Raw genomic sequence first — 239 nt, 5'->3', positions numbered from 1 at the left:
ATATTAAATCGAGTTTTTCAGACAATATTTCCAGCGTTGCCAAGTTATTTGGTGAAAAAACATTAATGGTACCAATCTCATTAGCCGCAACTGCAATGCAGTTGTCTTCTACAAAGAATGCTTTTGGTCATTGGGGACAACTAACGTTTAGGTCTTACCTAGTCGGAGCTCCAGCGGTTGGTACGTTACAGTTATTAACTGGTGGATCAAGGCCGCGAGACCATTACCAAGATGCACAT

1 protein-coding gene is annotated in these 239 nt (G+C 41.4%); it reads left to right on the top strand.

The window, feature by feature from the left end:
* On the top strand, nt 1–239 hold a 239-nt coding region (locus Q4528_RS15860; RefSeq protein ID WP_303522704.1), incomplete at both ends, for a hypothetical protein.

It is taken from the genome of Staphylococcus pasteuri (assembly GCF_030547725.1).
Classification (GTDB): domain Bacteria; phylum Bacillota; class Bacilli; order Staphylococcales; family Staphylococcaceae; genus Staphylococcus; species Staphylococcus pasteuri.
Note: the sequence above shows the minus strand (reverse complement) of the source record. Positions and strands in the feature narration are given on the sequence as shown.